This is a genomic window from Mucilaginibacter sp. P5_A4, from assembly GCF_056400605.1.
In genome coordinates, this window is sequence record NZ_JBFUKX010000047.1 from 17,925 (window position 1) to 41,090 (window position 23,166).

Here is a 23,166-nt window from a genome sequence, read left to right on the forward strand (position 1 = left end):
GACTCTTAATTCTTGACTCTATTCCGAGCGCAGGCTTTTCACCGGGTTAGCCAGAGCTGCTTTGATGGCTTGAAAGCTTACCGTAATTAATGTAATGGCAATTGCCCCTGTACCCGATAGTGCAAAAATCCACCAGGTTATTGGCGACCGGTACTGGTATTGATGAAGCCAGCCGTTCATAAAATAATAAGCCACAGGGATTGCAATAAATAATGATATAACTACCAGCACCACAAATTCAGTTGATAATAAACGCCATAGGTTTACTACCGATGCGCCAAGCACCTTACGTACCCCTATTTCCTTAATGCGTTGCTCGGCCACAAACGATGCCAGCCCAAACAGGCCAAGGCAACTGATAAAGATAGCAAGCACCGCAAACACGGTAGCCAGGTTGCCTATGCGCTGCTCGTCGCTAAACTTATGGGCGTATTCATCATCATTAAACTTAAACTGGAAGGGGCTGCCGGGATTGTATTTTTTAAATACGGGCTCAATTTTACTCAGGGCTTCGCGCATAGGTACTTTAGGGTTTACGCGCAGTGTAATAAGATTAACCCAACCCGGGTTCATATGAAAAACGGTAGCAACGGTAGGCTTGTATGGCGATTCCATTACCATATCTTTTACAACACCGGTTATAACATGGTTTTTACCTGCCCAATGCATGATTTTACCAATAGGGTTTTTAAGTCCGCTTAGCTTTACCGCCGATTCATTTAATATAAACGCCCCGGTATCTGTAGGGAAACTTCTCGAAAAATCGCGGCCTTCAATTATCTTCCAGCCAACCGTCTTGCCATAATCATAAGTTACGGCTATCGTTCCAAATGTTGGATCGAAACCGGGGGCTTTACCAGCCCAGTCAAAACCACCGTTGTTTGACCATACCTGGGTTGTTGAACTGTTCGATTCGGTCATATCGGCCACTGCACCGGTTTGAACCAGATCGTTCCGCATGGCTTCATAATGGCCATAAATTTCGGGAGTGTTCATGTCAATCGTAATTAAGCCCTCGCGGGTATAGCCGATGGGCCTGCTGCGCGCAAACTGAATTTGCCTGAAAACGATAATGGTGCCGATAATGAGCACAATAGATACCGTGAACTGTACCACCACCAAAACCTTACGCGGCAGCGAAGCAAAACGCCCAACACGGAAAGTTCCTTTCAATACTTTGATAGGCTCAAAGGCCGAAAGGTAAAATGCAGGGTAACTACCTGCTATGATCCCGGTAAAAAATGAAAAGCTCAAGGCAGCTGCCCAGAACCAGGCATTAGTAAACGGCAGGGCAATTTGCTTATCGGCAAGGTTATTAAAATACGGCAGCGCCACTAAAACCATTATAAGCGTAACCATCAAAGCCAAAAATGCAAACATCAGCGATTCGCTCAAAAACTGTTTTACCAGTTGTGAGCGCATGGAACCTATCGCTTTACGGATACCCACTTCTTTCGCACGTTTTTCGCTCCGGGCGGTACTCAGGTTCATAAAATTGATACAGGCCAGCAGCAATACAAACATACCGATGATGCCGAACAGCCATACCAACTCAATGCGGCCGCCAACTGATCTGCCGTTTTTAAAATCGCTGTACAGGTGCCATTTGGCCATGGGTTGTATTTGCATTACCTCGTCGTTCATTTTAAAATGCGGCTTGGTAATGTTCCTGATTTTGGCCGATACTTTATTAAAGTCGGCTTGTACGTTCATTAGTGCATATAAATGACAGCCGTGGTTATCCCATACGCCGCTTTGCGTATTCCACCAGTTTGCGGGGCTGCCCCAGGGCAACATAAATTTAGTTGGATAAAAGGTGGTATTATAAGGCAGATCCTGGTAAACTCCGGCTACCTTCATATCGGTTTTGTTATCAATCCGTACTACCTTATTTATAGGATCGGCGTTGCCAAAAAGGGCGATAGCTACGGATTGTGACAGTACAAAAGATGAGGGATCATTAAAGTTGCCATAGCTCCCTTTTATCATTTTTAATGAAAGTATAGCCGGCAGATCGGGCTCGGTCCACATGCCATTTTGCGAGATCTTTTTATCGCCCACGGCCAGTATATGTGTACCCTCCCAGGTAAGGGCCGTTAATTTAAAATCGCTGCCATATTTGGTACGTAACTCTGCACTCAAAGGCACCACAGTTGACGGAAAAGTTCCGGTTTCGCCGTTGGCCGTTTGGGTGGTCATTACCCGGGCCACATGATCGTAGTTTTGGTGATACTTATCAAAGGATAGTTCATCCCATATCCACAGCCCGATAAGCATGGCCACCGCCATACCAACAGATAGCCCCGCTACATTAATAAAGGTATGAACCTTATTTTTCACAATGTTACGCCAGGCGATTTTTAAATAATTTTTGATCATTGCTATATTTTTAAGCTTAAAGCTAAAGGCACAAAGCCTAAAGCTTTTATAATCCTGTTTATTGCTTTTAGCTTTATGCCTTCGGCTTTCAGCTTCCTATTCGCTTCTTAAACTTTTTATCGGGTTAATCAGCGCGGCTTTTATGGCCTGGAAACTTACGGTAAACAGGGCTATCAATATGATCACTCCTCCCGCCAGGCCAAACATCCACCAGTGTATTGGGGTGTGATAAGCAAAATCCTGCAGCCATTTATTCATAGTATACCAGGCTATAGGTGATGCAATAAGTAAAGCAATAATTACCAGTACCAAAAACTCTGATGATAATAACGCAAACAGTGAGCCTACACCGGCGCCCAATATTTTACGGATACCTATTTCTTTAATACGCTGCTCGGCAGTAAACATGGCCAAACCAAGCAAGCCCAGGCACGAAATAAAAATGGCCAGGAGCGCGAATGCATTGGCAAGCTTACCTACTATCTGCTCGCTTTTATAAAGATTTTGGTACTCTTCGTCGGAAAAAGAATAATTGAACGGGAATGCCGGGTTTATTTGTTTACACAAAGTTTCAAGACCGGCCAGTGCCTCTTTGGTTTTACCAGGCATTGTACGGACCAGCACACTGCCACTGTTATCACCTCTATTTAGCCAGATAATCAGCGGATTAATCTGCTCATGCATAGAATTGATGTGAAAATCCCTTACTATGCCAATGATCTTGCCTTTCTGGTCCCAAAGCGATAAAGGCTGCCCAATGGGGTTTGTGTAACCCATTCTTTTTGCGGCTGTTTCATTAATGATATAACCGGCCGTATCTGTAGGGAAATCTTTGGAAAAATCGCGCCCGGCAAGCAGGTTTAGTTTCAGGGTGTTTATAAAATCATAGCCAACCCCAGTTTGTATAAACCTGATCCTGACGTTGGGATCTTTCCCCGTCCATTCCACACCTACGGTACCATTGTCAATTATAGTAGGGCTTGAATTTGAAACTGTTATTGATTGTATTCCCGGCTTTTTTAAGGCTTCGGTTTTAAAAACCTCATACTGTGATGTAAGCTGCCCTTCCACCGGTATATAGATCAGGTTTTCGCGGTCGTAGCCCAGGTTTCTGGATTGCATAAAATTCATTTGCCTGGCAACAATGATGGTTCCGATAATCATGATCACCGACAGCACGAACTGAAATACCACCAGCCCCTTACGAAATAATGTAGTGCCCGAATCTAATTTAAGTGTACCTTTTAAAACTTTAACGGGATTAAATGATGAAAGGAACAGGGCCGGATAGCTGCCCGATACCAAACCGGTTACCAACGTAATACATCCCAGTTTCGCCCAAAAATCAACCTGATCAAACGGTAACTCAATCTGTTTTTGGGTGATCTGGTTAAACAAAGGCAACAGCAATACCAACAATACCAATGAAACAATGACAGCTAATGAAGTTATTAGTAATGCTTCGCCGATAAACTGTTTGATTAAAACCGAACGTACCGCCCCAACAACTTTTCGTACACCAATTTCCCGTGCCCGCTTAACAGAGCGTGCGGTGGTGAGGTTCATGAAATTTATACAGGCTATCAGTAAAATAAAAACAGCTACTATGCTAAACAGGTGCACATATTCAATCCGGCCCGCGTCAAATTTAGTGCCTGCAAAATTACCATGCAGATACTTTTCATCAAATGGCTGTATATCAAGCTGTGTAGTAAAAACCCCTTTTTTTYGATTGCTATTCTATTATAATTATCCAAAAAGTGAGTTATCTTTTTTTCAAACAATACCGGGTTCGCCTTTGCCTGTAACATTACCGTAGTACGCGGCCAGTTAACACCCCATTCTTTTGCCGACGGATTTTCTATCAAAAAAGCATCCCAGTTAATAACATACTCAAATTTTTCTGAAGTGTTGGCCGGCAGGTTTTCAAATACGGCACTTATTGTAAAATCCTTTTTGTTTTCAAAACGGATGGTTTTACCCATGGCTGCCTGCGAACTACCATAAAAATTCTCGGCCATTTTGCGCGAAACAGCTAAGCTTAGTGGTGAATTTAATGCAGTTTGTACATTGCCTTGCACAAGCCGGTAGCTGAACATCTTAAAAAAATCTGCACCTGCTGCGGCTCCACCACATTTTAATACCTTATCCCGAGCCCTAAAAGTATTCTCTTCTTTGTATACCGCGTTTACAGCATACACTATCTCGGGAAACACCTTTTTCATCTCTGCGGCCAGTACTCCCGGTGTGCTATATTGGCCCGAAATTTTATGATCAAAATACCGCCGCTCATATACATTATACAAACGGGATTTATTTTTATGAAAAGCATCAACACTTAACTCATTTTGCACCCATAGCATAATAAGCAGGCTACAGGCCAAACCAACGGAAAGTCCTGCCATATTGATGACTGTATGAGCCTTATTTTTGGTAAGGTTACGCCAGGCGATTTTTAAATAATTTTTTATCATCTTTTGTTAAGCTTAAAGCCAAAGGCATAAAGTCTAAAGCTTGTTTTTTATCTTATTTATAATGTTAGCTGAAGGCGTAAGGCCTAAAGCTTTTCTAATCTTGTTTATCGCTTTTCGCTTTAAGCCTTCGGCTTTTAGCTTCTTACTCGCTTCTCAAACTTTTTATCGGGTTAACCAACGCAGCCTTTATGGTCTGTACACTTACTGTTGCCAAAGCTATTATTACTATAAGCCCTCCCGATAGGGCAAACATCCACCATTGTATGGTGGTGCGGTAAGCAAAACCTTGTAGCCAGCTATTCATGGCGTACCATGCAATGGGCGATGCGATGAGCATCGCGATTATTACCAACGCCAAAAACTCTGATGACAGTAACCCGAATATGGATGCTATACCCGCTCCGAGTACTTTACGTACGCCTATCTCTTTAATCCGCTGTTCGGCCGTAAACATGGCTAAACCTAACAGCCCCAGGCACGATATAAATATGGCCAGGAATGCAAATATGTTTGACAGTCGACCAACTATCTGTTCGCTTTTGTATAGCTTTTGATACTGACCGTCAGAAAAATTATAATTGAAAGGGAAATTTGGATTTATCTCCTTACAAAGTTTTGAGAGGGCCGCTATTGCCTCTTTAATTTTGCCGGGCTGCGTGCGTACCAGGATATTGCCCCCGTTCAGTTTTCCCCGAACCGGGCGAATGATTAACGGGAGGATTTGTTTATGCAGCGATTGAAAATGAAAATCTTTTACCAGCCCGATAATTTTCCCTTTCCTTCCCCACATCGTTATCGATTTTCCTAGGGGATCTGCAAAACCTAATTTTTGCTGAGTTACCTGGTTAATGATATAATTATTGGAATCTGTAGGGTAATCGTCAGAGAAATCGCGCCCCGATAACATTTTCAGCTTCATGGTATGCACAAAATTATACCCAACTGCAATATTCGAAAAAGCCACCGTGTTGTTAGGGTCCTTCCCATCCCAGGTAACACCAATGGTACTATTATCAATAAATGTAGGGTTACTTGACATTTGGGTAACCGATTTAATACCGGCCATACCCATAGCTTCGTTTTTAAAAATATCGTATTTGGCACCCAAATCGCCCTCGATAGGGATATACACCAGGTTTCCACGATCATAACCCAGGTTCCTGGTTTGGATAAAGTTTATCTGTTTTGATACAACTATGGTAGCAATGATTAATACAGATGAAAGTATAAACTGCATTACAACCAGCCCCTTGCGAAACCATACCGCACCGGCATCAAGCTTTAATGTTCCTTTCAATACTTTAACCGGGTTAAATGATGATAGGAAAAGGGCGGGGTAACTACCCGAAATTAAGCCGGTAATTAACGTAATTACAATTAGTTTTAGCCAAAATGAGGCCTCGGCAAAAGGCATAACTATTTGTTTTTGGGTAACCTGGTTAAATACCGGCAAAAACACAGCAGTTAAAACCAATGCCACCACAACAGCCAGCATGGTAAGCAATAACGATTCGCCAATAAACTGCCTGATTAATACACCTCTAACAGCGCCCATTACCTTGCGTACCCCAATCTCCCGCGCCCTTTTAACAGATTGTGCTGTTGTAAGGTTCATGAAATTAATGCAGGCTATAAGCAATACAAATAAGGCTATAATACTAAACAGCCTTACGTATTCGATGCGGCCGCCGGCTATTTTACCATCTTCAAAATTGGAGTGCAGGTAAACCTGGTTAAAACGTTGCAGGCCATTTTCAACACGGTAACTTTTTTCAAAGGTTCGGTAAGTATCAAAATAGTGTGTTATTTTTTTATCTACCAACAAGGGGTTTGCATCCTTGCGTAGCATTACAAAAGTTAAAGGCCCGCTGTTATTCCAACTTCTTGAACCGGGATATTCGGCTAAATAGGCATCCCAGTTAATTATGTATTCAAATTTCCGCGAAGTATTTTCTGGCAGATCTTTAAATACCGCCGTAACTGTAAAATCCTTTTTGTTTTCAAACCGGATGGTTTTACCAATGGCCGCATCGGGTTTATCAAAAAACAGAGCTGCCATTTTTTGCGATATGGCCATGCTTAAAGGCGAATTTAATGCTGTACCTGCTTCACCCTTTACAAGCGGGTAGCTGAACATATTAAAAATATCGGCTCCGGCAAAAGTGCCGTTCACCTTCAATATTCTATTACCTACCCTAAAAGTGTGATTATCATTTTCATCCTCCATATTAATGGCATATTCCACTTCGGGCAGTACCTTTTTTAATTCGGCGCCCATCATGCCCGGAGTATCATAATTACCATCTATTTTATGATCGTAATACTCACGTTCATAAACTTTATATAGCCGGTCGCCATTTTGATGATAGGCATCAATACTCAACTCATTTTGCACCCACAACAAAATAAGCAGGCTGCAAGCCAGGCCAACCGAGAGGCCGGTAATGTTTATAAACGAGTGCGCCTTGTTTTTAATAATATTTCGCCACGCGATTTTTAAGTAGCTTTTTATCATCTTTTGTTAAGCTTAAAGCCAAAGGCACAAAGCCTAAAGCTTTTGTTCATCTTATTTATAACGTTAGCTTAAAGCTGAAGGCGTAAGGCAGAAAGCCTTTCCCTCTTATTTTTGCTTTCGGCTTTAAGCTTTGCGCCTTTAGCTTCCTCACTCCGTTTTCAAACTCTTCACCGGGTTCATTAGAGCTGCCTTTATAGCCTGGAAACTTACTGTAAACAGGGCTACAAACGCGGCCAGGATGCCGGCCAGGGCAAACATCCACCAGCTGATAGGTATGCGGTATTCAAAGGCCTGCAGCCATTTATTCATGCCCCACCAGGCTATAGGGGTTGCAATGATGAAGGCAATGATAACCAGCTTTAAAAAGTCTGTGGATAGTAACTGTACAATGCCCGATACACTTGCGCCTAATACTTTACGAATGCCTATTTCTTTACTTCGCTGCTCGGCACTAAAGGCTGCCAGCCCAAACAGTCCAAGGCACGATATCGCGATGGCAGCCACAGTAAATGTGTTGATGATACGGGATAATTTAATCTCATCATCATATTGCTTTTGAACCTCGGTATCTAAAAACGAATATTCAAAAGGGGCGTCGGCAATATCTTTGCGCCATAATACCTCTATTTTTGCCAGCAGTGATTTATAGTTTTTGCTATCGGTAGCAACCACAAGGTTTTTAAAATCTCCGGCATCTTTATCATAAACCAGCATAAATGGCTTTACTTCACTGTGGAGTGAGTTGTAATTAAAATCTTTCATAACGCCGGCCACTTCTACAAAGGTTTCGGGGTTGGGTTCATACTTGGTGTATAACCTTGTACCCGGCGCAGTTTGAGGGTTTAATCCTAAACGCTTTGCCAGGGTTTCGTTGATTAATACCCGGGTTGAATCGTGCAGGCGGAAATCCCGACCGCTAATGATCTTTATACCATTGGCTTTCGCAAAAAATTCATCGGTGTTTATATTTTGCGCGTCGATAGCAGTGGTCATGTTACCACCTGCCGGGTAAACACCATGATCATGCGGTACAAACTGGCTTAAATAATTGTCGGCGCGACTTACTACTTTAACCTCGGCCAATTGCCTCAGGTCGTTTGCAAAATTCTGCATTTTGCTTTGTGTGCCCACTGTATAAAAGTTGAAGATGAGCTTCTGCCTGGCATCAAACCCAATATCTTTATTCTTTATATAGTTGAGCTGGCTGTATATCACAATGATGCCTGTAACCAGCACAATTGATAATACAAACTGGAAAACTACTAACGATTTGCGAATGCCGGCTGCTGAAATGTGGCTGGTAAAATTGCCTTTTATTACTTTGATAGCTTTAAACGCCGATAAGTAAAACGCCGGATAGCTGCCCGCAACCAGCCCTGTAACAAGCACCAGGCTTATTAACATTACCCAAAGCTTGTAATTTGTAAAAAAAGACAAGTGGATGTCTGTTTTGGTTACCTGGTTTAGGTAAGGAAGCAGTATCATTAATAGCGGCAGCGCTATAGCCACACCTATCAACGCTAATAAAAACGACTCGCCCAAAAACTGTTTTATCAAATCGCCCTGGCCTGCACCTATCACTTTACGTACGCCTACTTCTTTGGCGCGTTTGGATGCGCGCGCGGTAGACAGGTTCATGAAGTTGATACAGGCTATCACCTGGATCATTACGGCTATCAGTATTAGTATATACAAGAAAGAAGGGGCGAGCGTTTTGGTTAATTCATGTTCAAAACCCGGGGTGGTGTGGATGGATGCAACCGGCTGCAGGTGCAGTGATTTTTTCATGCCTATTTCCTTCATTTGGGCAGCACCATATCTGTTTAAAAATCCGGGCAGTTTTTTTTCAAATGCTGCAGCATTGGCATCGGGCCTCAGTTTTACGTAGGCAAAAAGAAAGTTATTGCCACCCCAGGTATTGTTTTGGCGCACATATTGACCCAGGCCCCCACTGTTCATGGCCATAAACATATTGGCGTGAATGTGCGTTTTGCCGGCGCTTTCGTCAACCACTCCGGTTACCTTAAAATCATGTTTTCCAAACGAATTATCAATAGATATCATTTTGCCTACCGGGTCTTCGCTGCCAAAAAGCTTATCGGCAACAGGCTTAAGCAATACAATGGAGTAGGGCTCGGCTAATACTTTTGATGCATTGCCGCCAACAAAGTGATAGCTGAACATATCAAAAAAGGTAGAGTCGACATAAGCGGCATCCTTTTGATAAAATGATTTTTCTTTATAACGCAGCAGGTGTTGTTTGGCGCCAAAACCTTCGGTAGTAACCAGGCGGGTAAATTGTACCACTTCGCCAAAATCATTTTTCATGGCGGGGGTAATAGGCGGTGAGCTTGCCGCTCCGTGGTGTTTATCGCCGGTGAGTTCTAAATCGGTGGTAATTCGGTAAATATGTTGTACATCTTTATGCTGCTTATCATAACTGTACTGATCCTGCACATACAATAAAATATACAGGCAACACAATGTACCTGTAGCCAGGCCAATAATGTTGATGAAACTAAACGTTTTGTTTTTTAACAAAAACCGCCATGCTGTTTTTAAATAACTCCGGATCATTGTTATGTAGTTTTAGCTTAAAGCTAAAGGCATAAAGCCTAAAGCTTTTTTATCATTAATTTAACTGTTCAATTTTTTTTGCTTTCAGCTTTATGCCTTCGGCTTTCGGCTTTTACTCCGCCTTCAAACTATTTACCGGGTTCATCAGCGCGGCTTTTATGCTTTGGTAACTTACCGTAAACACGGCTATCAGTATGGCCACTATCCCAGCCAGGGCAAACATCCACCAACTGATACTGATGCGGTTGCTTGGGTTAAAGTCCTGCAACCATTTGTTCATGGCCCACCACGCTATTGGCGATGCAATTAGAATGGCGATGAACACGAGCTTAACAAAATCGACCGAGAGCAGGCGCGTGATGCTGGCTATACTTGCGCCAAGTACTTTGCGGATGCCTATCTCTTTGCTGCGCTGCTCGGCCATAAAAGCGGCTAAGGCAAACAAACCAAGGCAAGCTATAATGATGGCCAATACGGCAAAGCTGGTAAATATGCGTCCCATCCGTTGTACGTCGGCATACATATTGGCAAATTGCTCGTCCATAAACGTATACCTGATGGGCTGGTTTGGCGAAAAGTTTTTCCATACCTCGGTTATCTGCGCGAGCGTATTTTTAACATCAGTGGGTTTTATTTTTACCGATACAATTGTAGGACTGTTACCCAAGTGCATTACCAATGGTTCGAGGCCACCCTTTAGCGATTCAAAATTAAAATCCTTTACCACACCAATTATGGGCACAGGAGCGCCGTAATTACTTATCCGTTTACCTACCGGGTTTTTAAGTCCTAATTTTTGTGCCATGGTTTGGTTAATGATCACGGCCTGCGAATCGGTTTTTAGTTTAGGGTTAAAATCCCGACCGGCCACTATAGTCATGCCCAGGGTTTTAATGTAGTCGGCATCAACATCCCAAAACTGACCGCCGGTGCCGGCTTCTAATTTCTGTTTACCCTCGTTATGGAATTCATTGCCGTTCCGCTTGGTGCCAGCTACGGGTAAAAAATCACTTACCGTAGCGCTTTTTACCGATGATAACTTCAGCAGTTCGTTTTTAAAGTTTTGCACCTCGCCTTCAAGCGTATGCGTACCCTGTATCATCAGCACCTGATCTTTTTCAAAACCTACCTTTTTATTCAGGATGTAATGCATCTGGTTATAAATAACCACGGTGCTTATAATTAATATAATGGAAGTAGTGAACTGGAAAACAACCAGTCCGTTGCGTAAAAAGGAGCTCTTGCTACCCGTAGCCAGCTTGCCCTTCAGAACGTCTACCGGTTTAAAGCTGGAAAGGTAGAATGCAGGGTAAACGCCGGCCAGTATGCCAACTACTACCGCGGCAACTATTATAGTGGGCATAAACCACCATTGCAGCCATGGTATGGTTAGTGTTTTTGATGCCAGCGTATTAAAATAAGGCATTAATAATGCCGCCAAAATGATGGCTATAATAAAGGAGATAAAGCTGTAAATCAATGATTCGGCCAAAAACTGGCCGATCAGACCACTGCGCTGTGAACCTACTACTTTGCGCAAGCCCACCTCCTTTGCCCTGTTGGCAGATTTTGCCGTTGCCAGGTTAATAAAATTGATACAGGCAATCACCAATATAAAACCCGCCACTGCGCCAAACAACCACATAAACCGAATATCCCCATGCGACAAGCCATCGCGGATATCATACGAGTACAGGTTAATATCTTTAATATTTTGCAAAAACATGGTTAAAGCGGCGGCAATCCTATCCGCGTTTTTATCGCCACCCCTTCTCATATCGGGTATGTAATAGCCTTTTATTATGCCATCGGTTATCTTTTTATTCAGGCTTTTAACATCGGCACCTGGTTTAAGTAACACGTAAATATCATAGTTACTGGCTCCCCAGGTTTCCTGCTCACCATCCCAAAACTTAACACCGGTTAGGGTAAGCAAAAAGCTGTAATGCAAATGTGAGGTAGTTGGAAAATCCTGCATCACGGCCCCAATTTTATAAGGGCGGCTTTTATTGTTGTTAAGGTACATCACCTTGCCAACCGGGTTTTGACCAGGGAAATATTTATCGGCTTTGCTTTTTGATATCACCATGGTTTGCGGCTCGGTAAGCGCGTGCGCCAGGTCGCCATATACCATGGGGACTTTTAGAATCTCCAATAGCGACTGATCTGCATAAGCAAAACCATCCTCGTGGGTGTTTTGTACGCCGTCTGCACGTTTCAGCTCGTTACTGCCCGCACCCCAAAACAGGGAGTTGTTCATTACCCGGCCCGATTTTTCAACCTCCGGGTAATCATTTTTAACCGTTTTGGCCATCACCGCCGGCCAGGAGGTACCTTTTTCGTGTATGGCATCTATATTATAGGCACCTACTATCCGGTAGATCCTATCGGCATCGGGATAGTTTTTGTCAAAACTAACTTCGTCGCGAATGTATAATGCTATTAACAAACATGCAGCTATACTAAATGCAAAGCCACCAATTTTTATAGCCGCATACATTTTTTGCTTTTGCAATTGCCTTAAAGCAACTTTTAAATAATTTTTAATCATACCGGTTTTAATTAAAAAACGATTTTTATTTATGGTTTTCTTTATATCCTTATAATCAGGTTGCGGAGGCTGAACTTTAATTTTGTTTTGTCCTGTATCCTTATATATCGGTTTTATACTTTTCAATACCCGCTCAAAAAGTAAATTATTATTAATTTTTATATCATAAGTCTCATCTTTCCACCAATCAAAAAGGAGCATTAATGAGGTTTTCAGGTGCGGATGTTCCAGCAGCAGTATATCTAATTCATGCAGCTCTTCTTCCGAAGCCTCGTTAGCCAGTTTTTTTGTTGCCAGTTCCCAAACATGATCCTCTATGTTCATACTTAACTTGCTTTAAGGTAAATGAGTATATACTACCAAACACATAGAATAAAATATGTGCCATTTATTTAAATAGCTCAATATCAATACATTAAATGATTTTAATAATACCTACTGTACGAATACGAACAGCTGGTGTTCGCTTTTAAGCGTCTAAAAAAATTGGGGGGGGGGATAATTACGGACTCGTCCGGAAATAGCTATACAGGTCTGTGAGTAAATCATGTAATTACTATACAATGAATTCTGTTAGTCCTAAGATGACTTTCGGACAAAGGATATTCGGACAAAGGATAAAAGACTTTCGGACAATGGAAATGTATGTTATGCAGGGCACATTTTGATACTGCAGGGACCAGATTTGAGTAAAAAGTGTCAATGTATCAAAAACTTAAATGCTTGACAATCAGCATAATTGGTGTTCCATACCCTGTTTTGACAAAATATAAAGTATTGATAATCAACAGCAATGTGTTCCGGGGCGTTCCACCGTTCCAACGGAACACCTGCAAAGGTATTACCTTGCCACCACCCTTTTCAACGCCATAATATACCCGGCATGCAAACCTTCATGAAAAGGCAAAAATGCAAGCGCGGTTTCAACAGAATCGATCTCGACGCCATAGCGGGTTTTCCAGGTGGGGTAATTTACAAACAGGTTGTTATTGACATCTGTTTCCAGCTGATCGATAGTTGAAAGAAATAGTTCTTTGATGGTGGCTACATCTTCGGCCTCCACAAAAGCGGCAGGTTTGGTATCCGGGCGGTAAGGGGTATAGTATTTATCGGCCACAAATACCGGTAAGCCCGCCCGTGTGTAAAAAATACCTTGCTGGCCCGAGATCATGTGCGCTACATTCCAGATGATATTATTGTTAAAACCTTCGGGTACGTGGTTAAGCTGCTGAGGCGTAAGATCCTTAACCAGGTTGAGCACCATTTCCCTGGGTTTCCTTATAATTTCTATCGATTTAAGCATTGGAGATAAATGTTTAGTTGCTGATATAACGCGGCTAAAGTAGGAAGATTTAATGTATTATTTTATCATATTACTTAATCATGATAGGGATTGCTTTATGTGTTTGGTGTTTTATTATACCTTTGCAAACTCAATTTCAACAGTTCATTAATGCAGGATACCGCTATAAGTAATACGCCGGCCCAAACAAAATACAACAAGCCTATTATTTATTTTTTATTGCTATGGACGACGCTAAACATCCTGCAGGCCTCCACATTGGAGATGCATGCCGATGAGGCCTACTACTGGATCTTCGCGCGCATGCTTGACTGGGGATTTTATTATCACCCGCCCATGGTGGCCGTATTTATCCGCATTGGCGACACACTGATGCATAACGGTTTGGGCACAAGGCTGGTAACTGTACTATCAAGCACCCTCAGCATCTACATCATCTGGCTCATGCTAAAAAGGTATGAGGTAAGCACCAAATGGTTCATTGTGCTGATGTCGGGCGTGTGGGTTTTCCAGATCTACGGTTTTACTGCCACCCCTGATGCGCCGCTGCTTTTCTTCACGGTAGTGTTCTACTATTTCTACCAGCAATACATCAATAACAATAGCTGGAAACTTGCCCTGGTGTTGGGTATAGTGGTGGCCTGCCTTATGTACAGCAAGTACCACGGTATATTGCTGGTGAGCTTCACCCTGCTATCAAACCTGAAACTGCTAAGGCGCCCGTCATTTTATTTTATTGTGCTGTTAGCTTTGGGTTTGTATGTGCCTCATATTATGTGGCAGTATCACCATAACTTCCCGGCTGTAAACCTTGGCCTATTTAAGCGTGATGATGACGGATTGCATTTCAATGCCGGGTCCGATTTTTTGTTTGGGCAACTGCTTTTGGGTGGGGCGCTTACTTCGTGGTTTTTGTTTTATGCTGCTTTTACTGCCAAAATTAAGGATGCCTTTATGCGCGGTCTCCTGGTTAATATGGCATGCACGTTTACCTTTTTTTTAATAAGTGCTTTTAAGGCTACAGTGCAGTTACACTACGCACTTATTGGCTTTGTACCCCTTGTGATGCTTGCGCTGATTTGCCTTAAACAAAAGGGGATTAACCCGGCCTGGCTTTATCGTTTGGGTATTGCCAATATTGTTCTGTTTGTAGCGTTCAGGCTATGTGTGGTTGCCGGTTTTAGCTTTTTAAAAGGCAACGAGCAGTTGGAAGCATATTTTGGTCACCGTGAATGGGCGGATGCTATTCACAACAGGATAGGCGACAGTTATTTGATCATGAAAAACGAGTACCAGGACCCATCAAGATATAGTTATTATACCAACTCGTTAAAAGGCTTTGCTTATGATTCCAGGTACTATCGTACCACGCAATTTGATATGTGGCCATTTGAAGAGCAGTTTCAGCATAAAAGGGTTTATTACCTTACCCACGATAAGATCCCCAACGTTACTACGGATAGTATGACTATCCGGGGTAAATGGTACGGCTCATGGGTTAACGATACACGTACTTACCAAAAGGTGGTGTGTAAAATTTTATCCGGCAGTTTTGCTTTGGCACCCGGACAAAAGCGCGTTATAAATATGAGCATCACCAATCCATACCCATACACCATTGATTTTAGCAACCAGGGCCCAACGCATGCGCTTACTTTGGAGGCCTGTATGTTTATTGGAGGTAATCTGGCTAACATACAGGTATCTGGAGATGATTTTCACCGGATCTCCTTAAAACCGGGCGAACAAACCAAATACGCATTTACCCTAACTGCCCCCGATAAAAAGGCAGTTTACCAGCTGTTTTTTTCCTGGCGTACAGAACCTTTCCAGGGAAGCAGGAACAGCGATGTTATCAGTTTTACAGTTAAATAATAATTACACCTATGTTTAAAAAAATATACTTACTTGCAATTTTTACACTGATTACCGGTACAGCCGTATTGGCCCAGGAAACCATTGATATTCATTTTAAAGCAATGGGTTTTATGGATAACCGCGAGTATAAGCCTTCCCTGATCCGATCACGTACCTACAATGGTGTGCGTACCGCGCTTGATGTAGGCTGGAACCTTGATAGCTTAAATCACTTTATTGTGGGTGCCAACGCTATTCACGAGTTTGGTGCCAAGCCATATTTTTTACATGTAAACCCGGTTGCTTACTATAGCTTTACAGGTAAAAGCTGGCTTTTTAATGCCGGGGCTTTCCCGCGAGAGGGTTTACTGGATGATTATCCAAGAGCCTTACTTAATGATACCTTACGCTATTATCGCCCCAATGTGGAGGGACTTTTAGCCCGCGTGCACAATGATCATTTTGTAGAAACAGGTTGGATTGATTGGGTAAGCCGCCAAACCAATACCGATAGGGAGCAGTTTTTATTTGGATTTTCGGGCAGGTACAAACCATCAGTTACCGGTATGTTTTACATATCGCATTATTTTATGCTGGAGCATGATGCCGGTGCAATTATTGCCGTGCCTAATGATAATATACAGGATAACGGCGCAGGCCAGGTAAGGCTGGGGCTTGATTTTAGCCATAAAACCTTTCTTGATTCCTTATCAGTAGAAGCAGGCGGTATGATGTCATTTGAGCGCACCCGCGGGGTTGATGGCTTTCAGAAACCTGCGGGCTTTGTAGCCAGTGCTTATTTAAGCTACCACCGTTTTGCTTTGTTTGATGAATTTTATAAAGGCCAGGGCCATCATATAATGTACGGTGATGCGTTTTATGAAAAGAAAACATATAACCGTATGGATATTATCTGGACGCCTTTTCTGTATAAGCGCATAAAAGGGCAGTTTATTTTAAGCTTTCATCAAACACCTGGTTTTAAAACCAGCAACCAGGAAGCTTTCAGAGTTACGGTTGACCTGGGCAGGCGAACCTTGCTAAGGTTGAAAGATTAGCGATTGGTTTATTGGATTGATTAGGTTGGATTTTTTTAATTTATATATACATCTATGAGGTTGAAGCAAAAATTAGTAGCATTATTTATTGTAGTTATATTATTTGTAATACCTGCAAAGGTATTTGCGCAGGACAACCAGTTTTCGGGTTGGGCGGCCTGGTTCCACAGCCAAAAATTATCCGAACATTGGGGTTATTCGTTTGATGGGCAGATCCGTTCACATGACGAGCTCAGTTATCTAAAGCATATTTTGTTGCGTCCATCAGCCAACTATTACTTCGCTAAAAACAAAGTAGGAGCATTGGGTTATGCTTATATAGCCTCTTATGGCCGCACAACGGCAGGTGATCAAACCTTTCGCCCGGAAAGCCGCATTTGGCAGCAATATACTTACACTCACAAACTAAGTAAAAATATCAACCTGGCTCACCGTTTCCGTTTGGAGCAACGCTTTTTGGGCAATACTGCTGCCAACAAGAACGATCATTATTTTGCGCAACGGTTAAGATATTTTGCCAGGGCGGTTGTGCCTTTGAAAAAAGATTCGGCGGCATTTAACCAGGGACCTTTTGTTGCCTTACAAAACGAAGTGTTTGTGAACATCCAGAATAAAAACAAAGGGAATAAGCACTTTTTTGATCAAAACCGTGCCTATGTAGCCGTTGGTTACCGTATTAACAAAATGATTGATGTTGAAACCGGCTACCTTAACCAATACATTAAACAAGCCGATACCTATACACTAAATCATGTAGCTCAATTGGCTTTTTATACGAGGTTTTAGCCTCACCCCGACCCTCTCCAAAGGGAGTTAGAGGTGTTTAAAATATAAAAAGCGATGGGAAAACTCATCGCTTTTTATATTTTATCTTAAAGTCCTCTCCATTGGAGAGGATTTAGGTGAGGCTATCTTTGGTGAGAGCCGGGGTGAGGCCTACATCCTGCTCACATCGCCGCTACCAATCTTGGAGCTGCTTACGCTTTTAACACTGCCGGTGTAGTAAACATCACCTGATCCTACTATCGATGCATCCAGTTTCTGGCTTACATTAACCCTGGCATCGCCAGAACCTGCTATACGTACCGAAACTGTATTGGTTGTTAAATCTCTTGCTGTATAATCACCAGATCCCGCTACGCTTATATTTGAATTATCGGCACTGCCACTTATCTTGATATCGCCCGAGCCGGCAAGGGTTACGTCTAAATTTTTTACCAAAAGTTTACCGCTTACATCGCCGGAACCTGTTAGTTTCAGTTTAAAAGAATTGCCACGCAAACCTTCCCTGAATGATACATCGCCCGAACCTGAAAGTGACACACCATTTACTTCTTTAATAGAAACGTAAATCATGATCTTTTTGTGGCCGCCATCAGACCAATGCCAGTCGTTATCGTTTTTGGTGTAAATTTTAAGCGTGCCGCCTTCAACTTCGGTAATGATCCGGTTAATAATATCAGATGGCGCCTGCACCTTAACAGATTCTGTAGATCCCTGGGTGATAACCACATCAAACGAACCGGCAACGCTTACCGAGGTAAAACCGGATAAGTGGCGGTCTTCTGTATTTTGGGCTACCTCGTCGGTTGGGGTATTTGCTTTCGCAATGGTATAGTCTGCAGCACAGGTTACCAAAGCGGCAACCAGTAATATTTTGCGTAGTAATTTCATGTTGCTTATATGTTTTGTTTATATATGACGCAAGATATTTATACAGGTTGCACGGTTTGGAAGAAATAGTTTAATATGTCATTACTATTTTTTCCAGGTTAGCCCTGGTATTCACACGCACTGACATGAAAGATTATCACTTAACCAATACCCCAATATAATAATTAAAAGTATCAACCTCAATATTATCCCTGGTTACACCGGCTAATTCTATCGGTTTAAAACGGGTTGTTGGTGTGATGAATTTATAGTCGCCCCCCTTAATCCGTATTTTAACGGGCATATTGAAACCTTTGGCCTCGGCGCTGGTCCAGCGGCAGTATGTTTTGCCTTTCCTTACCATCAGTTCCAATATAGGCAAAGTTTTATAATGCAGGTATTGGTCAAAAACCGGCGACAGGTCGATACCTGCCTCCTTGTTGATATACTCAACTACATCGTTGTAAGTTACCGTTTGATGATAGAACGTTTTGTTAAGCCCGCGCAGGATATTGCGCCATTTTTCGTCATCATTAATAATGGTGCGGATCATGTTGAGCATATTACCGCCCTTGTAATACATATCGCCCGAGCCTTCTTTGTTCACGTTGTAAGGGCCTACTATGGGGCTGTCGTTTGCAATATTAGCACGTGTGCCGTGCACATATTCCTGCCCCGCCTGCTTGCCATAATATGTTTCGATAAACAATGATTCTGAATAATTGGTAAAACTTTCATGGATCCACATATCGCCCAGGTCTTTCGAGGTAATGTTATTACCGAACCATTCGTGCCCGCTTTCGTGCACAACAATGAAATCCCACTTAAGTCCCCAGCCTGTGCCCGAAAGGTCGCGACCGAGGTAGCCATTTTGGTAATGATTTCCATAAGCAATACCACTCTGGTGTTCCATACCCAGGTGATGACTTTCTACCAGTTTGTAACCGTCCTCATAAAAAGGATAAGGACCAAACCAGTGTTCAAAAGCTTTAAGCATACGCGGGGCATCAAGTCCCCACTGCTTTTTTGCTTTCTTAAGATTATAGCTTAAGGGCCAAAAATCCATAGTAAGTTTGCCTTTTTCACCTTCGTATACACCTTCGTAGTGGGTATAGTCGCCAATGTTGGCTTCAATATCATAGTTATTGATAGGGTTAGCTACAAACCAATCAAACCGTGTATACCCGTCTTTCAGATTGGTGACTTTGCGTAAACGGCCATTCGAAACATCTTTTAAGCCTTTTGGTACGCTAATGCTGATAAGCGCACTATCCACTTCGTCGGCCTGTTGGTCTTTAGTAGGCCACCATACGCTGGCACCCATACCCTGGCAGGCTGTTGATACCCATGCATGGCCCAATGAATCTGTATTGTACTCAACACCTCCGTCCCAGGGTGCGCGTTTAGCTATGGTTGGGTTACCGGAGTAGTAAACGGTAAATTCATCCTTACTGCCTTTAGGGATGTTTTGGGGGAAAGTTAAAAACACAGCGTTAAACTCACGGGTGTATTTCAATTCCTGCCCTTTGTAAACAACCTTTGCTATCTGGAGGTTATTCCACAAATCAAACTGCAGCGTGCTAAAATCATTAACCGCGGTAAACTTAAACAGTACATTACCGCTGATGAATTTTTTATCGATATCAAACTTCACATCCAGGTGATAATAGTTGATATCGTAACAGGTACGCAGGGGCGTGGTTAACGAACCGCGTAACGTATCAGCCTTTGTAAACGTTTCTTTTGCGGTACCCAATTGAGCCCTTGCCGGCAAAAAGCTTGCTGCAGCCATCAAAAGGCCCAGCGTGTATTTTAGTATGTTCTTATTTTGCATATTTATTTAGTCAACTTTAACTTACAATTTTTCAACCTAATCAACTACTCACCTAATCAACCGCTCACTAATCCACCAGCACCCCTATATAATAATTAAACGTATCAGCCTCAATGTTATCCTTGCCTGCACCTTCTATATCAACCGGTGTAAAATGAGTTGTTGGGGTGATAAATTTATACTCACCGCCTTTTACCCTTACCAATACAGGCATGCTAAAATCTTTTACATTGGCTATCCACCTGCTGCAAAATTTACCTCCTTTTGTGGCAAACTCCAGTGTTGGCAGGTTTTTGTAATGCAGGTACTGGTCAAATATGGGTAGTAGTTTTTTGCCCGACTGCCCGGTAATATAGTTAACAACCTGGTTATAAGTTACCGTTTGATGATAGAATGTTTTGTTAAGGCCGCGAAGGATATCGCGCCATTTTTCGTCATCATTAATAATGGTGCGTACCATGTTAAGCACCACCGCACCTTTAGGGTACATATCGTCGGAACCTTCTTTGTTCACATCATACGGACCAACAACGGGGCCATCATTATTAATACCAGCCCTCAAACCAAAATTATATTCCTGGCCGGCTTTTTTGCCCCAGTTATCTTCTATAAACAACGATTCGGAATAGCAGGTAAAGCTTTCGTGGATCCACATATCGCCCATATCTTTCCCGGTGATGTTATTACCAAACCACTCGTGGCCGCTTTCGTGCACAATAATGTAATCCCACCTGCTTCCCCAGCCTGTTCCCGACATGTCATAACCCAGGTAGCCATTTAAGAAATGATTACCATAAGCCGTAGCGCTTTGATGCTCCATGCCCAAATGCGGAGTTTCAACCAGCTTATAGCCATCCTCATAAAAAGGGTATGGGCCAAACCAGTGTTCAAAAGCTTTAAGCATGGGTTTTGCATTGGCGCCGAAATGTTCTTTTGCTTTTTCAAGACTGGCAGGCAGCACCCAGTAATCCATCGTGAGCTTGCCTTTTTCGCCTATATAACTGTCGCTGAAATGGGTATAATCGCCAATGTTTGCAACAACATCATAGTTGTTGATGGGGTTGGCCACAAACCAATCAAACCGAGTGTAACCATTGTTCAAAGGCGTTACCTTACGCAGGCGACCGTTGGATACATCTTTCAGTCCTTTAGGTACACTGATGCTGATGAGCATGCTATCAACCTCATCGCTCAAATGATCTTTATTGGGCCACCAGATGCTGGCGCCCACACCTTCGCATGCTGTAGCAACCCAGGGCTTTTTAAGCGAATCTTTTTTAAATACCAATCCCCCATCCCATGGCGCATTTACCGCAATGGTTGGCTTGCCCGAATAGTAAACGGTAAACTGATCCTTGCTGCCTTTTACAATGGCTTTGGGGAAAGTAATAAACACAGCGTTGGCATCGCGTTTAAATGGCAGCGTTTTGCCTTTATAAACTACCTTATCTACCGATAGGTTTGCAAACAGGTCAAACTGTAGTTGGGTAAAATCCTGCGTGGCGGTAAACTTAAAGAGGTTGCTGCCACTGATAGATTTTTGAGCGATATCGAACTTCACATCCAGGTGGTAGTAGTTAATATCGTAACAGGTACGCAAAGGCGTTAAATTACCGCGCAGACTATCGGCATGGGTGAAGGCTTCTTTCTCTTGCAGGAGTTGGGCGCGGGACACAAATGGAATTAATCCAACAAGGATCAGGAGCGAGTATAAAGGCTTAAAGTTCATATCTAAAGATGCGCGGAAATGAAGTGAATAATAAAGTCTGTCAATTATAGTGACTAATTTAGCAACATAATTGCTAACAAATAATTTAATACAACACTGTTACACTAAAGGGCTAATAAGTGGCTAATGTTAGCTAAAATAAAGCTACGCGCAGCGTTAAGTTTATTCATTTTCGTATCATTGCTGCCCCTTTTCAAATTTTAAAACTATGGCTCATTTCCCCGCGCAATATTCTACCTTATCGGCCATCGCTTTAAAAGCTTATATTGAGCATGCTTATGGGTTGCAGCTTATAAGCTGCAAATATTTATTACGTGGCGTAAGTGATACTTATATCATAGAGGCCGCCAATACCAAATATGCGCTAAAGATCTACCGCGAACAGCATCGGTCTGTAGATGAAATAAAAGGGGAAATAGAACTGCTGAACCTGTTAAAAGAAAAAGGCGCAAGTGTTTCTTTTCCTATTAAAGATGTCAACGGCTATCAACTGCAGAAGTTTGAAGCTGCAGAAGGTATCCGCTATGGTATTTTGTTTTCTTATGCCGAAGGCGCCCCTGTTTTTGACTTTACGGATGAGCAGTTGAGAACTATAGGTAAACAAATGGCAATTGTTCATAATATAACATCAGCTATCCAGCTAAAGCATCCCCGCAGGGAATATACTATTGAAACTACGCTTAGTGCACCCTTAAAAAGTTTTGAGCCGGCGTTTAAAGATCTGCCGGATGAATATGCTTATTTACGGGATATAGCCGGTAAAGCAGCACAAAAGCTTGCCTCCTTAGATACTACCGGATTTAGTTACGGCTATTGCCAGTACGATTTTCTGCCCAAGAACTTCCACTTTAATGAAGCCGGAACTTTAATCTTCTTCGATTTCGACTTTGCCGGTAAGGGTTTCCTGGCTAACGACCTGATGTCGTTCTTCGTGCATTTTTTTATGCATGTTTATACCGGCAAGCTTAAGGATGAAGAAGCCGAACGGATGTTTGCGGTTTTTTTATCGGCCTACCGTGAAATAAGGGAGGTTAGCGAAGAAGAGCTAAAAGCAATCCCTTACCTGGGTATTGGGTTCTGGATCTTTTATTTAGGGTTTCAGTATGAGCACTTCGATGACTGGTCGAACCTGTTTTTTGGACCAAGGTTTGTTAAGGACAGGGTAACACTCGTCAGGGCATGGGCAGATAAGTATTGCGGGTTTCACGCAACATTTTGACCTGGTCGATATAAATA

General features: G+C 42.6%; 14 protein-coding genes. 4 read left to right on the forward strand and 10 right to left on the reverse strand.

The annotated features are described in order from the left end of the window. Window positions 1-18: 18 nt before the first annotated feature. The 7 genes from AC1DQW_RS22320 to AC1DQW_RS22350 all read right to left on the reverse strand — a co-directional run bounded on the left by AC1DQW_RS22320 (window position 19) and on the right by AC1DQW_RS22350 (window position 13,799). Window positions 19-2,379: an ABC transporter permease gene (locus AC1DQW_RS22320; protein ID WP_477456086.1), complete on the reverse strand. Its 2,361-nt coding sequence runs from the start codon at window positions 2,377-2,379 to the stop codon at window positions 19-21. A 96-nt stretch (window positions 2,380-2,475) separates the two neighbouring features. Beyond that, a complete protein-coding gene (locus tag AC1DQW_RS22325) occupies window positions 2,476-3,945 on the reverse strand; it encodes an ABC transporter permease (protein ID WP_477456087.1) in 1,470 nt (489 codons plus the stop codon). 38 nt (window positions 3,946-3,983) lie between these two features. Then, a complete protein-coding gene (locus AC1DQW_RS22330; protein WP_477456088.1) occupies window positions 3,984-4,853 on the reverse strand; it encodes an ABC transporter permease in 870 nt (289 codons plus the stop codon). Window positions 4,854-4,995: 142 nt separating this feature from the next. Continuing rightward, entirely contained in the window at window positions 4,996-7,368 is a 2,373-nt protein-coding gene (locus AC1DQW_RS22335; RefSeq protein WP_477456089.1) for an ABC transporter permease, read from the reverse strand. Window positions 7,369-7,515: 147 nt separating this feature from the next. Beyond that, window positions 7,516-9,945, reverse strand: coding sequence for an ABC transporter permease (locus AC1DQW_RS22340; RefSeq protein WP_477456090.1), 2,430 nt, complete (start codon window positions 9,943-9,945; stop codon window positions 7,516-7,518). 112 nt (window positions 9,946-10,057) lie between these two features. Further along, window positions 10,058-12,820, reverse strand: coding sequence for an ABC transporter permease (locus AC1DQW_RS22345; RefSeq protein ID WP_477456091.1), 2,763 nt, complete (start codon window positions 12,818-12,820; stop codon window positions 10,058-10,060). Between the two features lie 517 nt (window positions 12,821-13,337). Further along, window positions 13,338-13,799, reverse strand: a complete 462-nt coding sequence (locus tag AC1DQW_RS22350; RefSeq protein ID WP_477456092.1) for a DinB family protein — start codon at window positions 13,797-13,799, stop codon at window positions 13,338-13,340. A gap of 150 nt (window positions 13,800-13,949) precedes the next feature. On the opposite strand from AC1DQW_RS22350, the gene AC1DQW_RS22355 reads away from it, so the two are divergent. From AC1DQW_RS22355 to AC1DQW_RS22365, 3 genes are read left to right on the forward strand one after another with little or no spacing between them, the layout of a single operon-like run. Continuing rightward, window positions 13,950-15,674, forward strand: a complete 1,725-nt coding sequence (locus tag AC1DQW_RS22355) for an ArnT family glycosyltransferase (protein ID WP_477456093.1) — start codon at window positions 13,950-13,952, stop codon at window positions 15,672-15,674. 11 nt (window positions 15,675-15,685) lie between these two features. Continuing rightward, on the forward strand, window positions 15,686-16,714 hold the full coding sequence (locus AC1DQW_RS22360) for a hypothetical protein (protein ID WP_477456094.1): 1,029 nt from the start codon (window positions 15,686-15,688) through the stop codon (window positions 16,712-16,714). A 54-nt stretch (window positions 16,715-16,768) separates the two neighbouring features. Further along, a complete protein-coding gene (locus AC1DQW_RS22365; RefSeq protein WP_477456095.1) occupies window positions 16,769-17,500 on the forward strand; it encodes a DUF2490 domain-containing protein in 732 nt (243 codons plus the stop codon). 150 nt (window positions 17,501-17,650) lie between these two features. On the opposite strand, the gene AC1DQW_RS22370 is transcribed toward AC1DQW_RS22365, so the two are convergent. From AC1DQW_RS22370 to AC1DQW_RS22380, 3 genes are all read right to left on the reverse strand, one after another. Continuing rightward, entirely contained in the window at window positions 17,651-18,388 is a 738-nt protein-coding gene (locus AC1DQW_RS22370) for a head GIN domain-containing protein (RefSeq protein WP_477456096.1), read from the reverse strand. A 136-nt stretch (window positions 18,389-18,524) separates the two neighbouring features. Then, window positions 18,525-20,201, reverse strand: a complete 1,677-nt coding sequence (locus AC1DQW_RS22375; RefSeq protein ID WP_477456097.1) for a M1 family metallopeptidase — start codon at window positions 20,199-20,201, stop codon at window positions 18,525-18,527. 67 nt (window positions 20,202-20,268) lie between these two features. Continuing rightward, window positions 20,269-21,930 (reverse strand): M1 family metallopeptidase, encoded by a 1,662-nt coding sequence (locus AC1DQW_RS22380; RefSeq protein WP_477456098.1) that lies wholly within the window; start codon window positions 21,928-21,930, stop codon window positions 20,269-20,271. 208 nt (window positions 21,931-22,138) lie between these two features. Between AC1DQW_RS22380 and AC1DQW_RS22385 the strand changes: the two genes are divergently transcribed. Next, complete coding sequence (locus AC1DQW_RS22385) at window positions 22,139-23,149, forward strand: phosphotransferase enzyme family protein (RefSeq protein ID WP_477456099.1); 1,011 nt, start codon at window positions 22,139-22,141, stop codon at window positions 23,147-23,149. Window positions 23,150-23,166: the final 17 nt, after the last annotated feature.